Source organism: Neorhizobium turbinariae, from assembly GCF_023223505.1.
Taxonomy (GTDB): Bacteria; Pseudomonadota; Alphaproteobacteria; order Rhizobiales; family Rhizobiaceae; genus Neorhizobium; species Neorhizobium turbinariae.
Genome location: NZ_JALPRY010000023.1, coordinates 12,849 through 33,741, shown reverse-complemented (window position 1 = coordinate 33,741; position 20,893 = coordinate 12,849). Strand labels below are relative to the sequence as shown.

The 20,893-nt window shown below is 61.8% G+C and carries 19 protein-coding genes; 12 read left to right on the top strand and 7 right to left on the bottom strand.

What is annotated here, in order from left to right; translation table 11 throughout:
- The first annotated feature begins 17 nt into the window (after positions 1–17).
- Together fabB and fabI are read left to right on the top strand one after the other, a co-directional pair.
- Positions 18–1,244: a beta-ketoacyl-ACP synthase I gene (gene fabB / locus M0654_RS18385; RefSeq protein ID WP_248684332.1), complete on the top strand. Its 1,227-nt coding sequence runs from the start codon at positions 18–20 to the stop codon at positions 1,242–1,244.
- Positions 1,245–1,248: 4 nt separating this feature from the next.
- Positions 1,249–2,055, top strand: coding sequence for an enoyl-ACP reductase FabI (gene fabI / locus M0654_RS18380; RefSeq protein ID WP_118851191.1), 807 nt, complete (start codon positions 1,249–1,251; stop codon positions 2,053–2,055).
- Between the two features lie 85 nt (positions 2,056–2,140).
- Here fabI and M0654_RS18375 read toward each other — a convergent pair whose 3' ends face one another.
- The 5 genes from M0654_RS18375 to rbfA all read right to left on the bottom strand — a co-directional run bounded on the left by M0654_RS18375 (position 2,141) and on the right by rbfA (position 7,559).
- The gene (locus M0654_RS18375; RefSeq protein ID WP_248684331.1) at positions 2,141–3,148 is read right to left on the bottom strand and encodes a class I SAM-dependent methyltransferase; all 1,008 of its coding nucleotides are present in this window, start codon (positions 3,146–3,148) and stop codon (positions 2,141–2,143) included.
- A gap of 119 nt (positions 3,149–3,267) precedes the next feature.
- Positions 3,268–5,418, bottom strand: a complete 2,151-nt coding sequence (gene pnp / locus M0654_RS18370; protein ID WP_248684330.1) for a polyribonucleotide nucleotidyltransferase — start codon at positions 5,416–5,418, stop codon at positions 3,268–3,270.
- A gap of 344 nt (positions 5,419–5,762) precedes the next feature.
- Entirely contained in the window at positions 5,763–6,032 is a 270-nt protein-coding gene (gene rpsO, locus M0654_RS18365; protein WP_118851188.1) for a 30S ribosomal protein S15, read from the bottom strand.
- 178 nt (positions 6,033–6,210) lie between these two features.
- Positions 6,211–7,140 (bottom strand): tRNA pseudouridine(55) synthase TruB, encoded by a 930-nt coding sequence (gene truB, locus M0654_RS18360; protein WP_248684329.1) that lies wholly within the window; start codon positions 7,138–7,140, stop codon positions 6,211–6,213.
- A gap of 11 nt (positions 7,141–7,151) precedes the next feature.
- Positions 7,152–7,559 (bottom strand): 30S ribosome-binding factor RbfA, encoded by a 408-nt coding sequence (gene rbfA, locus M0654_RS18355; RefSeq protein ID WP_118851186.1) that lies wholly within the window; start codon positions 7,557–7,559, stop codon positions 7,152–7,154.
- A gap of 264 nt (positions 7,560–7,823) precedes the next feature.
- Between rbfA and M0654_RS18350 the strand changes: the two genes are divergently transcribed.
- Positions 7,824–8,888 (top strand): Ldh family oxidoreductase, encoded by a 1,065-nt coding sequence (locus M0654_RS18350; protein ID WP_248684439.1) that lies wholly within the window; start codon positions 7,824–7,826, stop codon positions 8,886–8,888.
- A gap of 40 nt (positions 8,889–8,928) precedes the next feature.
- Here the strand turns inward: M0654_RS18350 and M0654_RS18345 are convergent, their stop codons facing one another.
- Positions 8,929–10,662 carry a chemotaxis protein gene (locus M0654_RS18345; RefSeq protein WP_248684328.1) on the bottom strand — a complete coding sequence of 578 codons (1,734 nt, stop codon included), beginning with the start codon at positions 10,660–10,662 and terminating at the stop codon, positions 8,929–8,931.
- A 218-nt stretch (positions 10,663–10,880) separates the two neighbouring features.
- Between M0654_RS18345 and M0654_RS18340 the strand changes: the two genes are divergently transcribed.
- The 9 genes from M0654_RS18340 to M0654_RS18300 all read left to right on the top strand — a co-directional run bounded on the left by M0654_RS18340 (position 10,881) and on the right by M0654_RS18300 (position 19,291).
- The gene (locus M0654_RS18340) at positions 10,881–11,324 is read left to right on the top strand and encodes a hypothetical protein (RefSeq protein WP_248684327.1); all 444 of its coding nucleotides are present in this window, start codon (positions 10,881–10,883) and stop codon (positions 11,322–11,324) included.
- A complete protein-coding gene (locus M0654_RS18335) occupies positions 11,321–11,689 on the top strand; it encodes a response regulator (RefSeq protein WP_118851183.1) in 369 nt (122 codons plus the stop codon). The genes M0654_RS18340 and M0654_RS18335 overlap by 4 nt, the downstream gene beginning before the upstream one ends.
- The gene (locus M0654_RS18330; protein ID WP_248684326.1) at positions 11,686–13,674 is read left to right on the top strand and encodes a chemotaxis protein CheA; all 1,989 of its coding nucleotides are present in this window, start codon (positions 11,686–11,688) and stop codon (positions 13,672–13,674) included. The genes M0654_RS18335 and M0654_RS18330 overlap by 4 nt, the downstream gene beginning before the upstream one ends.
- On the top strand, positions 13,671–14,186 hold the full coding sequence (locus M0654_RS18325; RefSeq protein ID WP_248684325.1) for a chemotaxis protein CheW: 516 nt from the start codon (positions 13,671–13,673) through the stop codon (positions 14,184–14,186). The genes M0654_RS18330 and M0654_RS18325 overlap by 4 nt, the downstream gene beginning before the upstream one ends.
- 24 nt (positions 14,187–14,210) lie before the next feature.
- Positions 14,211–15,902, top strand: coding sequence for a methyl-accepting chemotaxis protein (locus M0654_RS18320; protein ID WP_248684324.1), 1,692 nt, complete (start codon positions 14,211–14,213; stop codon positions 15,900–15,902).
- 81 nt (positions 15,903–15,983) lie between these two features.
- Positions 15,984–16,475, top strand: coding sequence for a chemotaxis protein CheW (locus M0654_RS18315; protein WP_248684323.1), 492 nt, complete (start codon positions 15,984–15,986; stop codon positions 16,473–16,475).
- A gap of 51 nt (positions 16,476–16,526) precedes the next feature.
- Positions 16,527–17,384, top strand: a complete 858-nt coding sequence (locus M0654_RS18310; protein ID WP_248684322.1) for a CheR family methyltransferase — start codon at positions 16,527–16,529, stop codon at positions 17,382–17,384.
- A 4-nt stretch (positions 17,385–17,388) separates the two neighbouring features.
- On the top strand, positions 17,389–18,471 hold the full coding sequence (locus M0654_RS18305; RefSeq protein WP_248684321.1) for a protein-glutamate methylesterase/protein-glutamine glutaminase: 1,083 nt from the start codon (positions 17,389–17,391) through the stop codon (positions 18,469–18,471).
- A gap of 115 nt (positions 18,472–18,586) precedes the next feature.
- A complete protein-coding gene (locus M0654_RS18300) occupies positions 18,587–19,291 on the top strand; it encodes a ParA family protein (protein ID WP_118851699.1) in 705 nt (234 codons plus the stop codon).
- Here M0654_RS18300 and M0654_RS18295 read toward each other — a convergent pair whose 3' ends face one another.
- Entirely contained in the window at positions 19,292–20,893 is a 1,602-nt protein-coding gene (locus M0654_RS18295; RefSeq protein ID WP_248684320.1) for an acyl-CoA dehydrogenase family protein, read from the bottom strand.

Here is a 20,893-nt window from a genome sequence, read left to right as displayed (position 1 = left end):
AACAAGGGTTTGATCAGATGAGACGGGTAGTTGTCACGGGCCTCGGTATCGTGTCTTCGATCGGTAACGATGCAACTGAAGTGACCGAATCGTTGCGACAGGCGAAGACGGGTGTTTCCTTTTCGCCGGACTTCGCCGAGCACGGGTTCAAGTGCCAGGTCTGGGGGAAACCCGATCTCGATCCGACCGACCTTGTCGACCGTCGGGCAATGCGCTTCCTGAGCCAGGGCGGCGCATGGAACCATGTGGCGATGAAGCAGGCGATTGCCGATTCCGGCCTTGAGGAAAAGGACTACGCCGAGAACGAGCGTACAGGCATCATCATGGGTTCGGGTGGCCCCTCCACCCGCACGCTGATTGAGGCTGCCGAGATCACCATCAAGAACAACAGCCCGAAGCGCATCGGCCCGTTTGCCGTGCCGAAGGCGATGTCCTCGACGGCATCTGCCACGCTTGCGACCTGGTTCAAGATCCACGGCGTCAACTACTCCATCTCGTCGGCCTGCTCGACCTCGGCACACTGCATCGGCAATGCTGCTGAAATGATCCAGTGGGGCAAGCAGGACATGATGTTCGCCGGCGGCCACGAGGATCTCGACTGGACCATGTCGAACCTGTTCGACGCCATGGGCGCCATGTCCACCAAGTACAACAACGACAATCCGGGCCGCGCCTCGCGCGCCTATGACGCCGATCGTGACGGTTTCGTGATCGCCGGTGGTGCGGGCGTGCTGGTTCTCGAAGAACTCGAGCATGCCAAGGCGCGCGGCGCCAAGATCTATGCCGAAATCGTCGGCTACGGCGCGACCTCGGACGGCTACGACATGGTCGCCCCGTCCGGCGAAGGTGCTGTCCGCTGCATGCGCCAGGCGCTGTCCACCGTTAAGGGCGATGTCGACTACATCAACACCCACGGCACCTCGACGCCGGTTGGCGACTCCAAGGAAATCGGCGCGATCCGCACCGTCTTCGGTGACAAGATCCCGCATATCCAGTCGACCAAGTCGCTTACCGGGCACTCGCTTGGCGCTGCCGGCGTGCAGGAGTCGATTTACGGCCTTCTGATGATGCAGGAACGCTTCATCGGCGAAAGCGCCCATATCGACAATCTCGACCCTGAATTCGAAGGCGTGCCGATCGTCCGCAAGCGCATCGACGACGCCAAGATCGACACAGTTCTTTCCAACTCCTTCGGGTTCGGCGGCACCAACGCCACGCTCGTCTTCCAGCGCTATAACGGATAAATCCATGACCGGTATCATGCAGGGGAAACGCGGCCTGATCATGGGGGTCGCCAACAACCACTCGATCGCCTGGGGTATCTCCAAGGCGGTTGCAGCGCAGGGCGCGGAACTGGCCTTCACCTACCAGGGCGAGGCACTTGGCAAGCGGGTGAAGCCACTGGCCGCCGAAGTCAATTCCGACTTCGTCCTGCCGTGCGACGTGGAAGACATCGAATCGGTCGACGCGGCCTTCGCCTCCATTAAGGAGCGCTGGGGCACGCTGGACTTCGTTGTCCATGCGATCGGCTTCTCGGACAAGAACGAGCTGAAGGGCCTTTACGCGGACACGACGCGCGACAACTTCAGCCGCACCATGGTGATTTCCTGCTTCTCCTTCACGGAGATTGCCAAGCGCGCTGCAGACCTGATGCCGCATGGCGGCGCGATGCTGACGCTGACCTATGGCGGTTCGGTTCGGGTGATCCCGAACTACAATGTCATGGGCGTTGCCAAGGCGGCTCTCGAAAGCTCGGTTCGTTACCTGGCGGCCGACTATGGTCCGAAGGATATTCGCGTCAACGCGATCTCCGCCGGTCCCGTGCGCACGCTTGCCGGCGCCGGTATTTCCGACGCACGCGCGATCTATTCGTGGAACCAGAAGAACGCACCGCTGCGCCGCACCGCCACCATTGAGGACATCGGCGGATCGGCACTGTACCTTCTGTCGGACCTGTCGCGCGGCGTCACCGGCGAAATCCACTATGTGGATGCGGGCTACAACATCACGTCCCTGCCGACTTTGGAACGGCTGCGCAACGCCGACACCGAATAGTCGGCCAAAGGCTCAAACAAAAAAGCCCACCGCTTGCCTCCGTGAGGTCGAGCGGCGGGCTTTTTTATATTCCAGCGGGACGCGTTTACTTACGAGCCCAGAGCACCTTGAAGCGGGCATTGCGGCAGGTTTCGCCGTGCTCGCGGAAACCTTCGGCCAGAACCGGCTCGTAAGGCAGCCCGCGGTTGGCGACAAGCATCAACCGCCCGCCGCTGCGGATCGCGCCGGCTGCCGCCTTGATCATCGCCTTGCCGAGTTCCGGATCGGCCGCCTGCGCCTCATGGAAGGGCGGGTTCATGATGACGAGGTCGTATTTTTCCTTCGGCGGCTCGCTGCCGAGGTCCTGCCAGAAGAAGCGGGCGTTGAGGTCCGGGCAGTTCTCGGCAAGGTTCTTCTTGGCGAACTCCAGCGCCTCGTAATCGGCCTCGAACAGGTCGATGCGGTTCACCCGCGGCGACTTTTGGGCAAGCATCACCGAGAGGTAACCCCAGCCAGCGCCGAAGTCTGCAGCGTTGCCATCGAAATCGGTCGGCAGGCGGCTTGCGAGAAGCTCGGAGCCAGCGTCGATACGGTCATGCGAGAACATGCCCGGAGCCGCGGTGAAGCGGCCTTCGACGGTAACAGTCGGCTTTCGGAAAGCCTTGATCAGTTCATCCGCCGCTTCCGGCCGCGCGAACCAGATGGCGACGCCATGGTATTTCGGCGTGTAGTCGAGCTGGACATTGAGCTTCAGGAGCGCCGTGCGCAGCGTCTGGATGCCATCTTCCTTGCCGCCTGCAATCACGATCAGACCGCCAACGCGAACTCGCTCCAGTGCCTCGGCGATACGGTTCTCGTTGGCGCCACGATGCTTGCCGCAGAGCACGAGCGCTGCGTCATAGTCGCGGCCCTCGACCTGAGGAAACGCGCCGTCGCGCAGCGTGCGAAACAGCGGCCGGAACGGCTGGACGGCGGTAAGCTCGGCCTCAAACCCTTCGGGAAGCGCCTGGCCACCTTCTGCGCCCAGGAAAAGAACCCGCTCACCAGCCCCAGGCACAGGCACGGCATCGATGGCAAAGGGGTGGAAGAGGGTTTTCAGCGCGTCGCGGCTCATGGTGTCTCTCTTGCGGACTGGTAGCGGGCTTGTGGCGGTATCGAGCAATCTTGGCGGATACAGAAAAGGCGCGGGAATAAAGCTCCCGCGCCTCGTTACTCTCGAAGGAGGAAGGAAGCTTACTCGGCGGCTTCGCCGTCAGCCTTCTTCTCTTTCTTTTCCTGCGGGATTTCCTGGCCGGTGGCCTGGTCAACAACCTTCATGGACAGGCGAACCTTGCCACGCTCATCGAAGCCCATCAGCTTGACCCAAACCTTGTCGCCTTCCTTGACCACGTCCGAGGTCTTGGCCACGCGCTCGGAAGCAAGCTGCGAGATGTGGACGAGGCCGTCGCGGGCGCCGAAGAAGTTGACGAAGGCGCCGAAGTCGGCGGTCTTCACAACGGTACCTTCGTAGATGGCACCAACTTCCGGCTCGGCAACGATCGAATGGATCCACTTGCGGGCCGCTTCGATTTCCTTGCCGGACGAGGAGGCGATCTTCACGGTGCCGTCGTCTTCGATGTTGATCTTGGCGCCGGTCTTTTCGACGATTTCGCGGATAACCTTGCCGCCCGAACCGATGACTTCACGGATCTTGTCGACCGGGATGTTCATCACTTCGATGCGAGGAGCGAACTCGCCGAGCTGGCCGCGGCTTTCGGTGATGGCATTGGCCATCTCACCGAGGATGTGCTTGCGACCGCCCTGTGCCTGGCTGAGCGCGACCTTCATGATCTCTTCGGTGATACCGGCGATCTTGATGTCCATCTGCAGCGAAGTGATGCCGTCGGCCGTACCTGCTACCTTGAAGTCCATGTCGCCGAGGTGGTCTTCATCGCCGAGGATGTCGGAGAGAACCGCGAAACGGTCACCTTCGAGGATAAGACCCATGGCGATACCGGCAACCGGCTTTGCGAGCGGAACGCCAGCGTCCATGAGAGCGAGCGAAGTGCCGCAAACCGTTGCCATCGAGGACGAGCCATTCGACTCGGTGATTTCCGAGACCACGCGCAGCGTGTAGGGGAACTGCTCAGGCGTCGGCAGCATCGGGTGGATCGCACGCCAAGCGAGCTTGCCGTGACCGATTTCGCGACGGCCCGGGGAACCCATGCGGCCGGTTTCGCCGACAGAGTAAGGCGGGAAGTTGTAGTGGAGCATGAACTGCTCCTTGTACATGCCCGTCAGGCTGTCGACATACTGTTCGTCTTCGCCGGTGCCGAGGGTGGCAACGACGATCGCCTGCGTTTCGCCGCGGGTAAACAGCGCCGAACCGTGCGTGCGCGGCAGGATACCAACTTCAGCAACGATCGGGCGAACGGTTTCGAGATCACGGCCGTCGATGCGGCTCTTGGTGTCGAGGATGTTCCAGCGAACGATCTTGGCCTGCAGGTGCTTGAAGATCGCACCAACTTCTTCAGCGGTGTACTTGGCTTCGCCTTCTTCCGGCAGGAAGTGAGCCTTGACCTTCGCCTTGACGGCGTCAACGGCAGCGTAACGATCAGCCTTCTGGGTGATCTTGTAGGCTTCGCGCAGTTCAGCTTCGAAATGCTTGAGCATTTCGGCTTCAAGTTCGGAATAATCTTCCGGCTGGAATTCGCGCGGCTCCTTGGCAGCCACTTCCGCGAGCTTGATGATCGCGTCGATCACCGGCTGGAAGCCGCGATGGCCGAACATGACGGCGCCGAGCATGACGTCTTCGTTGAGTTCCTTGGCTTCGGACTCAACCATCAGGACGGCGTCCTGGGTGCCGGCAACAACCAAGTCGAGCGTCGACTCGTCCATCTCGTCGAGATGCGGGTTGAGGACGTATTCGCCATTGATGTAGCCGACGCGTGCGCCGCCAACCGGGCCCATGAACGGAACGCCGGAGAGAGTCAGTGCTGCCGAGGTGGCAACCATGGCCAGAACATCCGGGTTGTTTTCCAGGTCATGCTGGACAACGGTCACGACAACCTGCGTGTCGTTCTTGTAGCCTTCCGGGAAAAGCGGGCGGATCGGGCGGTCGATCAGGCGGGAAACGAGCGTTTCGTTTTCCGACGGACGGCCTTCGCGCTTGAAGTAGCCGCCGGGGATCTTGCCGGCTGCGTAGGTCTTTTCCTGGTAGTTGACGGTGAGCGGGAAGAAGTCCTGGCCCGGCTTCGGCGACTTGGCCGAAACAACGGTGGCGAGAACAACGGTTTCACCATAGGTCGCGAGCACGGCGCCGTCAGCCTGACGGGCGATCTTGCCCGTTTCCAGCTTCAACGGGCGGCCGGCCCATTCGATTTCAACGGAATGAGTATTGAACATATCTTGTCCTTCGATGCGGCACTCGCGCGTCGCCGGTTGCGGCGCAGGCGCGGGGCACGCGATTTGTGACTCAATCACGGGCAAGACAACGAGAGGCTTCTTCTTCGATAAGGCCCTCTTTCGAGAACCTGACCAAAGCCTGAGAATCCAGGCTAAGGTCTAAAGCATCCAGCAATCCTGCCCCATGAGAGGCCAGTGGTTGTTGACGGCGCCGGCCCATCCGGTCCCGCCCTTTTCCGCCATGTTTCATCAGAGATACGCGGCAGAAGCATGTCGTGGGCGATCAAATTCATGACACCCGGAAAGAGACCGGCGGGCGCTGTTTCCAGGCCCGCCGGAATTTGTTAGCGGCGAATACCGAGGCTGGTGATCAGCTTCGTGTAACGGCCTTCGTCCTTCTTCTTGAGGTAGTCAAGAAGCGAGCGGCGGCTCGAAACCAGCGTCAGAAGACCACGACGGGAGTGATTGTCCTTCTTGTGGTCCTTGAAGTGTTCGGTCAGGTTGTTGATGCGCTCCGTGAGGATTGCAACCTGAACTTCGGGGGAACCGGTGTCGCCTTCGGCGGTCGCGTATTCCTTGATAAGAGCTGCCTTGCGCTCTGCAGTGATCGACATCGGACGATCCTTTCTATGGAAGAGGAGTAAGGGACGCCTCAAGCCGGGATGTCGTCCAGCTTAGGCCATGAAAGCAACGTGCCCCATTTCGGGAGCGAGTGCTGGCGCGGCGTATAAACGAGTTTTCGCCAAAAGGAAAGGCCCGCCGCTTCGCCAAGGCAAAGCGCGGGCCCAGTATTCAGGCGAAGACGCGCTTTGGACGGAACTCGCCTTGGCCGATTTCGCCGATCGCTATCAGCTTGCCGCGCGAGGTGGCATAGGCTTCCGACTCTGCCACGAGCGCGTCGCGACCCCGCACGATGACCGGATTGCCCATCCGGATGCGGTGAGCCTGATCTTCCGTGACCGGCAGATGCGGCAGGCTGGACAGGGCCTCGGCCGTATCGATCAGGAACTCGTCGAGTGCAGCAAGCCGTTCATCACGATCCTCGATCTCTTCGAGAGCAACGAGATCCGCGAGCGGCACCATCTTTTCTTCCGCAAACGGCGCCACGAAGGTGCGGCGAAGCTCCGATATGTGGCCGTAGCAACCGAGGTCGCGGCCAAAATCGCGGGCAAGTGCGCGGACATAGGTGCCCTTACCGCATTCGACTTCGAAATGTGCCTTGTCGGCATCAACGCCGAGCAACGTCAGCCGGAAGATCTCCACCTCACGTGAGGGGATCTCGACCGTCTCGCCATCGCGGGCAAGATCATAGGCGCGTTCGCCGGCGATCTTGATCGCGGAGAACTGCGGAGGAATCTGGTTGATTGTGCCGGTATAGTTCGGAAGCAGCGCACGGATGTCGTCTTCCGTCGGGCGCTTCTCGGAGCTTGCGGTCACTTCGCCTTCAAGGTCGTCGGTGGAGCGCTCTTCGCCCCAGGTGACAGCAAATTCATAGATCTTGCGACCGTCCATGACGTAGGGGACTGTCTTGGTGGCGTCACCCAGCGCGATCGGCAGCATGCCGGAGGCGAGCGGGTCGAGCGTGCCGGCGTGTCCGGCCTTTTGTGCGTTGAAGAGCCACTTGATCTTCGACACGGCTTCCGTTGAGCCGAAATCCAACGGCTTGTCGAGGATCAGCCAGCCGGAAACCGGCCGGCCCTTGGGTTTGCGTGGTTTGGACATGCTATCTCTTGTTATTCTTCAGTCTGGTCGTCTGCGGCGATATCCCGCTGAACCTCGGGCGAGCGGAGCAGATCGTCGATCTTCTTGTAGTTGTCGAAGCTCGTATCGTCGCGGAAGCGCACTTCCGGCATGTATTTCATCTGCCGGAGCTGGCCGCCGAGGCGGCCGCGGATGAATTTCGCATTGCGGTTCAGCGCCTCTATGACCGCTGTGTGGTCCGACAAGCCGAGCGGCGTGACGTAAGCGGTGGCGATCTTCAGGTCCGGCGACATGCGCACTTCGGACACGGAGATCACGGTCTTTTCGATCAGGTCGTCGCGCACTTCGCCACGCTGCAGGACCTGGGTGATGGCGGCGCGAACCTGTTCGCCAACGCGAAGCATGCGCTGGGAGGGCGCCGAGGAGGTAGCCTTGGTCATCGTGTTTCTCTTCCAGGGCGCCGTCGGGGTTCGTCCCGGACCAGGTGCCACATCAAGTAAAGGCGGTCCAAATGGCTCAGCCGGCCTCAAAGGTCAAGGCGGAAATGCCGCCCGGACCGGCCGCAAGCGACAGCAAACGCGTCGAAAGACGCGCAGTTCGGGTCGATTTCGCACCGCTGCAACCGCTTGCCAAACCCTATTTTCCGGTTAGCGTAGAAACCCTGTCGTACGGTCTGGCGAGGGAGGCGCAACACCATGACTGCGATGCAGGCCGACGATGATGTGGCCTATGCCCCGGCGGGCGAAGTGGAACAATTCTGCCGCGATGTTTTTGTCGCCGCCGGCGCCGATGAGGCGACGGCCGATGCGGCAACCAAGGCGATGATGCATGGGTCGCGGCTCGGCGTTGACAGCCACGGGGTTCGGCTGCTTGACCACTACATCGCCGCGATCTCCGGCGGGCGGGTCAATGGCCACCCCGACATGAGGATCAGCCAGTCCTTTGGTGCGGTGGCGTCGCTCGACGCCGACCACGGTCATGGAGCGCTTGCGGCCTATCGTGCCATGGACCGGGCGATGGAGCTTGCCGAGACATGCGGCATCGGCGCCGTTTCAATCCGCAACAGTTCGCATTTCGGGGCGGCCGGCGCCTATGCGCTGCATGCCTCGCAGCACGGCTACATCGGGCTGGCGTTCTGCAATTCCGACAGCTTCGTGCGGCTGCACGATGGGGCGATGCGCTTCCATGGCACCAACCCGATCTCCTTTGCGGCACCCGTGTCGGGCCAGCCCCCATGGCTGTTCGACATGGCGACAAGCGCCATCCCCTATAACCGCGTCAAGCTTTACCAGAGCCTTGGTCGGGAACTGCCGGATGGTGTCGCCTCGGATGCGAATGGCAAGGACATCAAGGATCCGGCACTGGTAGAGATGCTCGCGCCGCTCGGGGGCGAGTTCGGCTTCAAGGGCGCGGGACTGGCGGGGCTCGTGGAGATCCTGAGCGCGGTCCTGTCCGGCATGCAGCTCAGCTTCGACCTCTTGCCGATGAACGGCCCGGATTTTGCGACACCCCGCGGGCTTGGCGCCTTCGTGATGGCGATGAAGCCCGGGGCCTTCGTGCCGGACGATGTGTTCGAGGCCGGCATGCGGCGGTATCTCGAGGTGCTGCGCTCGTCGCCCGCCCGCGAAGGCTCGAAGGTGATGGCACCCGGTGATCGGGAATGGCTTGTGGCGGAAGAACGAGACCGACAAGGCATCCCGCTCGACCCGGCCACCCAGGATGCGTTCGCAAGGCTTGCCCAAAGATACGGGCTGACGTCACCGGTCTGAGCCGAGCGAGCGGAAGCCCGGCGTCAGGCGACTGCGGGCTTTAGAACAGGGCGTCTTCGATATCGTCGTCCGTCATCACGGCGGCCACGACCGCGGTTTCAACCGGCGCAGGTGTCCCCAGAACGGCGGAATGAAGTTCGCGTTCGGATACCATGGTGTAAAGCTTGACGATCTGGCCACCGAGGTCCGCCAGCGCATCCTCGATGCCCGGCACCTGGACCGGCTCATCATCGAGCATCATCTTGTCGGCACAGTGGCGCAGGACCTCGCCGAGTTCGGCCTTGAAGTTCAGCCGGGCGAGCGAAACGTCCATTTCCCGCACGGCGACTGAACTTTGTTCGCCAAGCTCCAGCATCTGCGCATCCATGCGGTCGCCCACGGCACGGATGTTGTTGATTGCCTTTTCAAGGCGGCCGTCGAGTGAACCCTCAACCTGCCCCGATTGAGCGGCAACGAGCTTGTTGGACGCGGTTTCCAGCGCCTGCAGCTCGGTGAGGATCTTTTCTGCGGTCTCATCCAGCTGAGCGGCGAAGTTCCGCAGCTCGGCGGTGACGACGTTGATCGCCCTGCCTTCTTCGCCGATCTTGCCGCAGCGAAGGTTGGTGTTGAGCGCCATGTAATGAATGTCGGTGCGCACGGCGCGGATGATGCCGATACCGTTCAACAGGTCGACGGCGGTTTCGGCCGTGGAGCGGCTCAAGACACCTGCTTCCCGAGCGACTTCCTCGATCTCGCGCACGGCACCTCGGCCGGCGGCAACGCCGTGTTCGAGCTGACGGATGGCATTGTCGTTCTGCGTGTCGCCGCCGCTCGCCATGTCGGCGCGCAGGACTTCGATCTCGGCAAGGTCGGCCTTGAAGCTCGCGACGGTGGAGACAATTTTCGCCGTATCGCGTTCGAAGTCCACGATCGTTGCGTCGAGCTGCAGGAACACCAGGTTGCGAATGATGTTCGAGAGGCTGTTTGCCTGTTCCGGCGTCAACTCGGCACCGGCGGGTGAGGCAAGATATTCCTCCAGGAGCTGGAAGCTCGACTGGCAGTGCTCGATGCGCTGGCGTGTGATGTCGCCCACCTGCATGGCCGAAAGGGTTGCGGCGAGCTTGGACTGGATACCGCCTGCGACGCCACGAACGCGGGCCGCCCGCTCCACCAGAAGCTTGCGATGGTTGCCGATCTCGGCGGCACCCGTCGACAGGCCTTCAACGATCTGCGGGACCGTCTCCTCGTAGCTTGCAAGGATCGTCTTGCCCTTGCTCATCACCGGCCCGAGCCCCTGTCCCAGCGTCGAGAGCTTGCGGGCGAACTCGTTGACCTGGCGGCTTCCTTCCTGGATGCGCTCCAGGATTTCCTCGGCAAAACCGGCAAAGTCGGAGATGCCGGCGCCGGTGATCTTCGCCGTCACCGCAAACGTGCGCAGGTAGCGCAGCGTTTCCTGCATCACCTCGATATGCGGTTGCAGCTTGCGCTCGGTCTTGGCGATTTCGGCGAAGCCAGCCTGGCGGTCAGATTCGAAGGTTGTCAGCTGCGACAGGCTTTCGACCGTGCTTTTCAGCTCCGCCATGGTGGCATTGGCAGTGGTCTCGTCCAGCGACCCGGTGAGCTGGTCTAGTGCATTGGTAAGCTTGTTCAGGACGTCCAGGATGGAAAGAAGGGCTGCACCCCCGTCAAGAAACCGTTCTTCGATGCGCGACCGTGCCGTCTCGAGACGATCGACAAAGGGAGAGACATCCGCGGCTGCTTCCGCAAATTCAAAAATGGGTGCCCTGAGAGCCACTTCGTATCACCTTTCAGCCCGGTGGGCCTTCTTCCTGCTCGCGACGGCGATGACCTCGCCTCTTCTTCTGGATCGTGACAGCTGGGAGCTGGAGGTTTCCCGGCTCTGTCACACGCGAGGAGGAAACTGCGGGCGCAGACGTTAATGGCTGCCGAACACCCCTGCTAAAATGAAACTCGTAGTTAATTTTCGGATGCGCGGAGACTGTGAGAATCCGCATGTCATTACTGCTTCACGAAAAGTGGCTGGGACTACTTAACCCCTCGTTAAGCACGCAAAGCCGAGATTCACATAGCTATTTCAGCCTTTTCGAATTTGCTCGAGAGCAGTTAATGCCAGTTTCCGACAATCAAGATGCCGTGCTGCAACTGCCGCAGAACCTGACAGTGCGGGCAATTTCAGCTGTGCAGCAGGAGATGCTGCAATTCATCGACAAGAACACGTCCACCACTATCGAACTGCCGGAAGACGGCCAGGTGGACATCAGCTTCCTGCAGGTCATGGAAGCGGCCCGAATCTACGCAAACACAGCCGGAAAACATCTTGCGCTCGCCAGCCCCGCCAGTGGTCCGACGCTCGATGTCTTGCAACGCAGCGGCCTCCTGGAAGGCTTTTCCGCTGCCGACCAGCAGTTCTGGCTCCACCAAGAGGTAATACAATGAGCGCCACGATCCTTACCGTCGACGATTCCGCCAGCATTCGTCTCACCACCCGCGTGGCGCTGAGCAATGCCGGCTATCAGGTCACAGAAGCTGTCGATGGCATGGATGGCATTGCCAAGCTCAACGCCGGCCAGTTCGACCTGATCGTCACCGATCTCAACATGCCTAACATGGACGGCCTGACGATGATCCGCGAACTGCGCAAGATGCCGGCGCACATGGGCGTGCCGGTAATCTTTCTCACAACCGAGTCGGACAACGAGATCAAGCAGCAGGCGAAGGCTGCCGGCGCCACGGGCTGGCTCACCAAGCCCTTCGACCCGGAAAGCCTGGTAAAGATCGTCCGGAAGGTTCTCGGTAGATGAGCTTTCCTGATCCTATCGCGGTTTTCAGAACGGAAGCGGCAGAGCTTCTGGAACAGATCGAGGCGGGTCTTCTCGACCTCAATGTAAACCTTGGCGACAAGGATCAGGTGGACGCAGTTTTCCGCGGCCTTCACACCCTCAAGGGCTCCGGTGCCATGTTCGGCTTCGAGGCCCTCGCGGCCTTTACCCACCATTGCGAAACCGCTTTTGACCGCGTGCGCAAGGGCGAGGTCCCAGCAACCCATGCGCTCGTCACCGCCGTCCTTGAAGCCAAGGACCACATGCGCGCGCTGGTGGAGACGCCGAACGGTGATCACGAGGCGCAGAGCGAACGTCTCCTGACCAACCTTCGCGCAGCCGTTGACGGAACAGGCGTGCCTGCCGCCGCCCCTGGCGCCGCGAAGCCAGATAATCGCACCCTCTTCAAGATCCGCTTCAGCCTGCCGCAGAACGCGATGGCGAACGGCACCAACCCGCTGCCGCTGCTGGACGAATTGCGCGACCTCGGCGAGTGCCGGATCGTGGCCGACCGCTCCGCCATTCCGGCGCTCGATCTTCTGGCGCCGACTGACCTTTACCTTTCCTGGGAGGTCGAACTCCTGACGACGCAGCCGCGCTCGGCCATCGATGACGTCTTCATCTTTGTCATGGACGAGATGCAGCTCGAGGTGACGGAAATAAACCCGGAAGCACCTAAGGCCGTCGCTCAAGCACCTGTAGAGGCTCCCAAAGCTGCCCAACCGGAAGCAGTTGCCCCAAAGGTGGCCGTCCCTGCCCCGGCGGCACCGGCCGATAACAAGCCGAACAAGGCTGCTGAAAACGTTCGCGTGCCGGCCGAGAAGCTAGACGAACTGATGGACCGCGTCGGCGAACTGGTGATTGCCCAGTCGCGGCTCTCACAGCTTGCAGGCGGCAGCGGCGACCTGCAACTGCGCGCCGTTTCCGAAGACGTCGAGCGCCTTTCGGGCGAGTTGCGCGACACGATGATGGTTCTTCGGATGGTGCCGGTGGCACATCTCTTCAGCCGCTTCCGCCGCCTGGTACACGACCTTGCAAACGAGACCGGCAAGACGATCGAACTCATCACCGAGGGTGAAACGACGGAAGTCGACAAGAGCGTCATCGAGCGCCTGGCCGATCCGCTCGTGCACCTGGTCCGCAACTCCTGCGACCACGGCCTGGAGACGCCGGAAGAGCGGCTCGCCGCCGGCAAGACGCAGGCCGGGCACATCCTGCTTTCGGCACGCCAGCAGGCCGGCGAAGTCATCATCACCATCAAGGACGACGGCCGCGGTATCAACAAGGATCGCGTTCGCGCCAAGGCCGAATCCTCCGGACTTATCCAGCCGAATGCCAACCTGACCGATCAGGAACTCTACCAGCTGATCTTCCAACCAGGCTTCTCCACCGCCCAGACCGTGACCAACCTCTCCGGCCGTGGTGTTGGCATGGATGTGGTGAAGCGGACGATCGACGCGCTTCGCGGCACGATCAACGTCGTCAGCCATCCGGGCGAGGGTTCGGAGATCTCGCTGGCGATCCCGCTGACGCTTGCCATCATCGATGGTCTGCTCGTGCGTGTCGGCACCGGCCGCTACGTGATCCCGCTTTCGGCGGTCGAAGAATGCCTCGAGCTTTCAATCGAGGAAGACATGCGTTCGCGCGGCCGCAGCTTCATCTCGCTGCGAGACAGCCTCGTGCCCTTCCTGCGCCTGCGAGATCTCTTCCGCACCGGCACCAAGCCGGACCCCTTCCAGAAGGTTGTCGTCATATCGACCGGTTCGGAACGCGTTGGCCTCGTGGTCGACCAGATCATTGGTGACCATCAGACCGTCATCAAGGCCATGTCGAAGCTGCATCACGACGTGGCGACCTTCTCGGGTGCGACCATCCTCGGCGATGGTGACGTGGCGTTGATCCTCGACGTCGGACACCTGGTGGCCGAGGGACAACAACAGGAGGCGCATCTGCGCGCGGCGGGATGATGGAAGCGGTCAGCAAGATCTCCGAGAATATCTGGAACGGCCGCGAGGAACTCGAAGTCCTCACCTTCGACATCGCCGGCGAGATGTTCGCACTGGAAGCCTTCATCGTGCAGGAAATCCTCGATCTCCTGCCGGAAACGACGGTGCCGGGTGCGAAGGCCTTCGTCGGCAGCGTCATCAACTTCCGCGGCAAGGTCATTCCGCTTGCCGACATCCGGCTCGCCTTTGGCATGGATGCGACCAAACCGACGATTGATAGCCGGATCATCGTCATCGAAATCCCGATCGACGGCGAGCCCGTGCTCGCCGGAATCCGCACCGACAAGGTGCACGAGGTCACCACGCTGTCACGCGCTGCAGGCGAACCGCCTCCCAGTGTCGGCATGCGATGGCGGCCCGACTTTATCGACTGCCTGGTCAAGCGGGGAAGTGAGTTCATCATCATCCCCAATCTCCAGGTCATATTTTCTGCACAACATGACCGTTCCGCGACCGCGAACACGCACGGTTGATTAGCCATTTATTGGAGACGTAAAATGCGCGCCTCGATCAAAATGAAGCTGGCCCTCGCCTTCGGCTTCGTCATTCTCATGCTGGTGGGAACGGCCGGCTACGGCATTCTCAGCCTGAGCCAGATCAACGACACGCTCGAGCATGTGCTCACAGGGCCTGTCGAGCGGCTGAAGTTTGCACAGAGCCTGAACAGCGAGCAGCTGCAGCAGACACGCCAGCAGAAGAACCTGCTGATGTCCACCACCGGCCAGGAAAAGCAGGAATATATCGCCAAGAGCGACAACGCCCGCGTCAACTTCGACCAGATGTTCAAGTCGGTTGAGGCGCTTGCCACCGAGGAGGGCAAGAAGAACTGGGCACGTCTCGCCGGCCTGACCGCCGAGTTCCGCAAGCAGGACGACCGCATCCGCGCCTACATGCTTTCCGGCGACACCTCGTCCGCGATCAACATCTCCAACAATGAGGCGCGTGTCGTCACCAACGACATCGACGCCCTCCTGTCCGAGATCGTTAAGCTTGAAGAAACGCGTCTGGTCGAAGCCGAAGAGACTGGAGACATTGCCTACGAGCAGACCCGCATGATCATGATCGCGGTTGCCGGCGTCGCCGTTCTGGTTGCCATCATTGCGGCGTTCTGGATCGCGTTGTCGATCAACCGTGGCCTGCGCAATGCCGTCGCGGCCGTCCAGAATGTTGCCGAAGGCGATTTGACGCGCTTTGCGACGATCACCAGCAAGGACGAGATCGGCGAACTCTTGGGTTACGTGAACACCATGATCGAGCGCCTGCGCGGCGTCGTCACGGATGCCCTGTCGGCCTCCGACAACGTGTCTTCGGGCAGCCAGGAACTTTCGGCAAGCTCGGAAACCCTGTCGCAGGGTGCAACCGAACAGGCGTCTGCCGCCGAGGAAGCCTCTGCCTCGATGGAAGAGATGGCCGCCAACATCAAGCAGAACGCCGACAACGCCGCCCAGACCGAGAAGATCGCCCGCCAGTCTTCCAAGGATGCTGAAGCTTCCGGCGAAGCCGTTAGCCGCGCCGTTACCGCGATGCGCGTGATCGCCGAGAAGATCTCGATCGTGCAGGAAATTGCCCGCCAGACCGACCTCTTGGCGCTCAATGCTGCGGTTGAAGCCGCACGCGCCGGTGAGCATGGCAAGGGCTTTGCGGTCGTCGCATCGGAAGTTCGCAAGCTCGCCGAGCGCTCACAGGCCGCCGCTGCCGAAATCAGCGCGCTCTCGGGCGACACTGTCCAGGTTGCCACCGAAGCCGGCGAAATGCTGAACCGGCTGGTGCCTGACATCCAGAAGACGGCAGAACTTGTCTCGGAAATCTCGGCCGCCTGCCGCGAGCAGGATATCGGTGCGAGCCAGATCAACGAAGCGATCCAGCAGCTCGACAAGGTGACCCAGCAGAACGCCAGCGCCTCGGAGGAAATGTCGTCCACCTCGGAAGAGCTGGCATCCCAGGCGGAAGAACTGCAGGCGTCGATCGCCTTTTTCCGGGTCGACCAGTCCAGCGCCAAGAAGCAGGCAAAGCGTGCTCCGGCAACATTCAGCTACCAGCCTACCGCCAGGCCGGCCCAGCGCCCGACGGCACCGCGCTCGAACTCCAATTCGGTTGCGGCACAGCAGCAACGCGTCAAAGGCTTTGCGCTCGACCTTTCGATGGGTGGCCCGGATGCAGACGACGCGGACTTCCGCGAAAGTGCCTGAATCGGCCATGGCGGCGCTGGCTTCGTTAAGCTCGGCGCTGCCAGCCCAACCTAGATACCGGATGCCCGAGGAGGCCGCGTGATGGCAAGTTCATCTTCCGAAGCACAGTTCGTGACCTTCAGCCTTGGAGAGGAAATCTTCGCCGTGCCTGTCGAGGTGGTGCGCGAAATCCTCGACCATGAAGAGCCGTTCAAGATCCCGCACGGACCGGACTACCTGCTCGGCCTGCGCGACGTGCGTGGACATGGTGTTCCAGTGATCGACCTTCGGCTGCGGCTCGGCATGACGGGGACCGAAAAGACGCCGCATACACGCATCCTGGTGCTCGACGTTCCGGTGGCCGATCGCGTGCTGGCCTTAGGCCTTGTCGCAGATCGGGTTTACGAGGTCGTGCCGTTCAACCGCAGCCAGGTTGAGACGGCGCCGGATATCGGCGTCCGCTGGCGCTCGGACTACATCGCCGGCGTGGTGCGGCGGGAAAGCGGTTTTGTTGTCATCATCGATCTCGCGCGGCTCTTCTCCGATTCAGGCTCTGCATTGGTGAGCCTTGAAACGCCGGCGCGCGTTGCGTGACGCCTCCATGAGCCATCGCCCAACCGACAAGTCTTCCGTACGGGGTGCCCCATGAACATGGCAGTCAGAAGCCAGGCGCTGGATGACCAGCTGAGCAAGCGCAATTTCGACCTGCTTGCAAAATACATCTATGATTACAGTGGCATCAAGATGCCGCACACGAAGATGACGATGCTCGAGGGTCGGCTGCGGCGCCGCCTGAGGGTCACGGGGCTGCCGAGCTTCGACAGCTACTGCGACTACCTGTTCAAGCAAGGTGGGCTGGAAAGCGAGTCGATCTTCCTGATCGATGCCGTCACCACCAACAAGACCGACTTCTTCCGCGAGCCGAAGCATTTCGAATACATGATCCAGTCGGCCCTGCCGGATATCGTGGCGAATTTCGGTGATCGCCGCATCCGCACCTGGAGTTCGGCCTGCTCCACCGGCGCAGAGCCCTATACGATGGCGATGGTGCTGAACGAATATATGGGCGCGCATGCGCCGGACCGGGATTATTTCATTCTCGCCACTGATCTCTCGATCGACGTGCTGCAGAAGGCGCAGCGCGGCATCTACCAGAGCGATATCCTGGCCCCGGTGCCCACCGAGATGATGCGCAAATATGTGATGCAGCCGGCCGACAAGCGGCGCAGCGAAATGCGCATCCACCCGACACTGCGGTCGAAGGTCGGTTTTGCGCGGCTCAACCTGATGGATGACAAGTATCCGGTCGGTGAGCCGCAGCACCTGATCTTCTGCCGCAACGTGCTCATCTACTTCGACAAGCCGACGCAGAACCATGTGCTTTCAAGGCTTTGCGACAACCTCCTGCCCGGCGGTTACCTGTTCATCGGGCATTCCGAAACCGCGACCGGCTTTGATCTCCCGATCAAGCAGGTCGCGAACACCGTGTTCAAACGGATCTGATATCATGTCTCAGAAAATTCGCGTCCTCATCATCGACGATTCTGCCAGCGTACGGCAGACATTGACGGCGGTCCTTTCGGCCGATCCCGAGATCGAAGTCATGGGGGCCGCGACCGATCCCTTCATGGCTGCCCGCAAGATCAAGGAGCAGATCCCGGACGTCATCACGCTTGATGTCGAGATGCCGCAGATGGATGGGATCACCTTCCTGCGCAAGCTGATGGTGCAGCATCCAATTCCGGTGGTGATGTGCTCGTCGCTGACCGAAAGCGGATCGGAAACGCTGATGCAGGCGCTCGAAGCGGGGGCGGTCGATATCATCCTCAAGCCGAAGATCGGCGCCGCCGACCATCTTGCCGAGTCTGGGGAACGTATCCGTACGGTAGTCAAGTCCGCCGCCCGGGCACGGGTGAGCAAGCTGCGCGCGTCCCGCGTCGCGGACGGCACCATCAACACCAAGCTGACGGGCGACGCCGTGCTGCCTCCGCCGAAGATCGGCGCGATGGCCAAGACCACCGAGATGGTGGTCTGCGTCGGCGCGTCGACCGGCGGCACCGAGGCGCTTCGCGAAATGCTGGAGGCGCTTCCCGCGAACTCCCCCGGCATCGTCATCGTCCAGCACATGCCGGAAAAGTTCACCGCCGCCTTCGCCAAGCGCCTCAACGGGCTTTGTGAGGTGGAAGTGAAGGAAGCACAAGACGGCGATCCGGTTCTGCGCGGCCACGTGCTGATCGCGCCGGGCGACAAGCACATGCTGCTGGAGCGCCGCGGCGCACGCTACGAAGTGTCCGTCCGTGCCGGCCCATTGGTCAGCCGCCACCGACCCTCTGTCGACGTGCTGTTCCGTTCTGCCGCCCGCTCTGCTGGCGCCAATGCCATGGGCGTCATCATGACCGGCATGGGTGATGACGGCGCGCGCGGCATGAACGAGATGCACCAGGCCGGCGCCTATACCGTGGCGCAGGACGAGGCGACCTCGGTCGTCTTCGGCATGCCGAAGGAAGCAATCGCCCACGGCGGCGTCGACAAGATCGTACCGCTCGAACAGATTGCCCGGGAAATCCTTGCGGCAGATCGTCGTCGGTAAGATCTGCCACCGGTATCTTTACCGCCCATTAACCCTGTCTGGCAAAAATCCGCCCCGACGCATCATGAGGGTGCGGTGAGAGCGATCATTGCTCGCAGCCGGACAGGAAACCAAGATGCCAGTCATTACCTTTGCCAACACCAAGGGCGGAGCAGGCAAGACCACTGCCGTGCTTCTGCTTGCAACGGAACTCGTTGAGCAGGGGTATCGCGTCACCATTCTCGACGCTGATCCTCAATACTGGATCAGCCGCTGGCATATGCTCTCGCCGCCGAACCCGAACCTCCACGTCATCTCCTATGTCACCGCGAGCTCCATCGATCGCCATATTTCTGAGAACCGGCATCGGACGGATTATTTCGTGCTCGACCTGCCAGGTGCCCAGAGCCCGCTGCTCGCCAAGGCAATCGGGATGTCCGACCATGTGCTGATCCCCATCCAGGGTTGCGCCATGGATGCCCAGGGTGGCGCGAACGTGCTGGAACTGCTGCGTTACCTGGAAGACAAGGCGAACCTGCGGGTTCCGCATTCCGTCGTGCTGACCCGCGTCAATTCGATGGTGACGACCCGTGCGCTGCTTGCCGTCAAGATGCTGCTCGCCGAGCGCAATGTCGACGTGCTCAACACGCCGATCATCGAACGCGCCGCCTTCCGCGACATCTTCGATATTGGCGGCACGCTCTACACGATGGACGAAGCGCGCGTCAGCAATCTTGACAAGGCCCGCCAGAACGCCCGGCTGTTTGCGCTGGAGATGCTCAAGCGCGTCCCGCTTTACCATCGCAAACCGCTCTCCGAGCGCTTCGTGAAGGCTGCCTGATCAGCGGCAGCGCAGGCTCTGGTAGGTGAACTGGGCGGTGTAGAACGGCACCGCCTCCCGCAAGCCGAGGCGCAGCGCCATCCAGGCCGAGGCCGCCGCCCAGACAGCGCGCATGTAGGCGTCGGCCCGCCAAAGCGCGGCATCGGCATCGGACTGCATAGCCTTCATTCGCCCGCTCAGCTGTTCGAACTCACCGAGCAACGCCAACACGTCCTGCGCAGCCTTGTCCTCCCCGGCTGATGCAACCTCGGCCCGCGCCCGTTTTAGAAAGACCGAAAGCCCCTTGCCGTCGTCGCGCCAGAGCCGACGCGTCAGAAGGTCGAGCGCCTGCATGCCCGTCGTGCCCTCATAGATCGTCATGATCCGCGCATCGCGCAGATATTGTTCGAGCGGCCAGTCACGCGTGTAGCCCGCCCCGCCCAGCACCTGCATGGCGCCACTCGCGACCGTGAAGCCAAGATCAGCGCCGAAGTTCTTGATGAGCGGCAGCATCCAGCCGATGAAGTGCTTGAGCTCCTCATCCTGTTTGAGCTTCGCAAGATCCATGGCGGTAGCGATCTCAAGCACCGCCGCGCGCACCACTTCCGTCGCCACCCGCATTTCCCAAAGCTGGCGCTTCACGTCCGGATGGCTGTTGATCGGCACCGGCGGCTGGTCCGGCCGGCCACCCTGCTTGCGGTCAGCGGCATAGGCTTCGGCAATATCGATAGCTGCCGATGCAAGTCCCAGGCCCTGGCAACCGGTCAGGAGCCGCATCAGTTCGATCATCGTGAAGAGTTGCGGCAACCCGCGCCCCTCCTGCCCGATCAGGATGCCGCGAGCGTTTTCGAACCGGAGCGCGCAGGTAGGCGAACCGTGCAAGCCCATCTTCCCCTCGATGCGCTCCAGTGTGATGCCGTTCGCTACACCGTCGATATGGTTCGGCACGAGGAACAGGCTGATCCCGCGGGTGCCCGGCGCATCATCGGTGCGCGCCAAGAGGCAATGGCCGATGCGGCCTGCCATGTCGTGGTCACCAAACGAGATCCAGATCTTCTGGCCGCAGACCAGCCACTGGTCGCTCTGCCTTTTTGCCCGGGTGCGCAGACGCCCGACATCGGAACCGGCGTCGGGCTCGGAGATGCAGATCGTCGCCGCCCATTCGCCGGATGCAAGTTTCGGCACCCACTCGCCCGCCACCGCCTCGTCGGCCGCTTCGGTGAGAAGATGCGCCGCCGCGCGCGTGGACCCAGCAGCCATCATCAGCGCCACGCAGGCACGTTCGAAAAGTGGAGCACAGGCGGCATGCAGCGTCAGTGGTAAGGCCTGGCCGCCCAGATGATCGGCGACATCCATGCCAAGCCAGCCAGCTTCGCCATAACGCCGGAATGCGTCTGCGAACCCATCCGGTGTCCTGACCCGACCATCCACGACGCTCGCGCCGATGCGATCGCCGACCGTGTTCAGCGGCGCCAGTACACCTTCGGCAAAGAACGCCGCCTCTTCGAGGATCGCCGCAACCGTTTCGTCGTCGCAATCGCTTCGGAGCGTCTTCAACGCCTGCCATCCTGGCGTCAGAGCCAGGATATCAAGCGTCCGCCGTGCCTGATCTGCAAACGACAT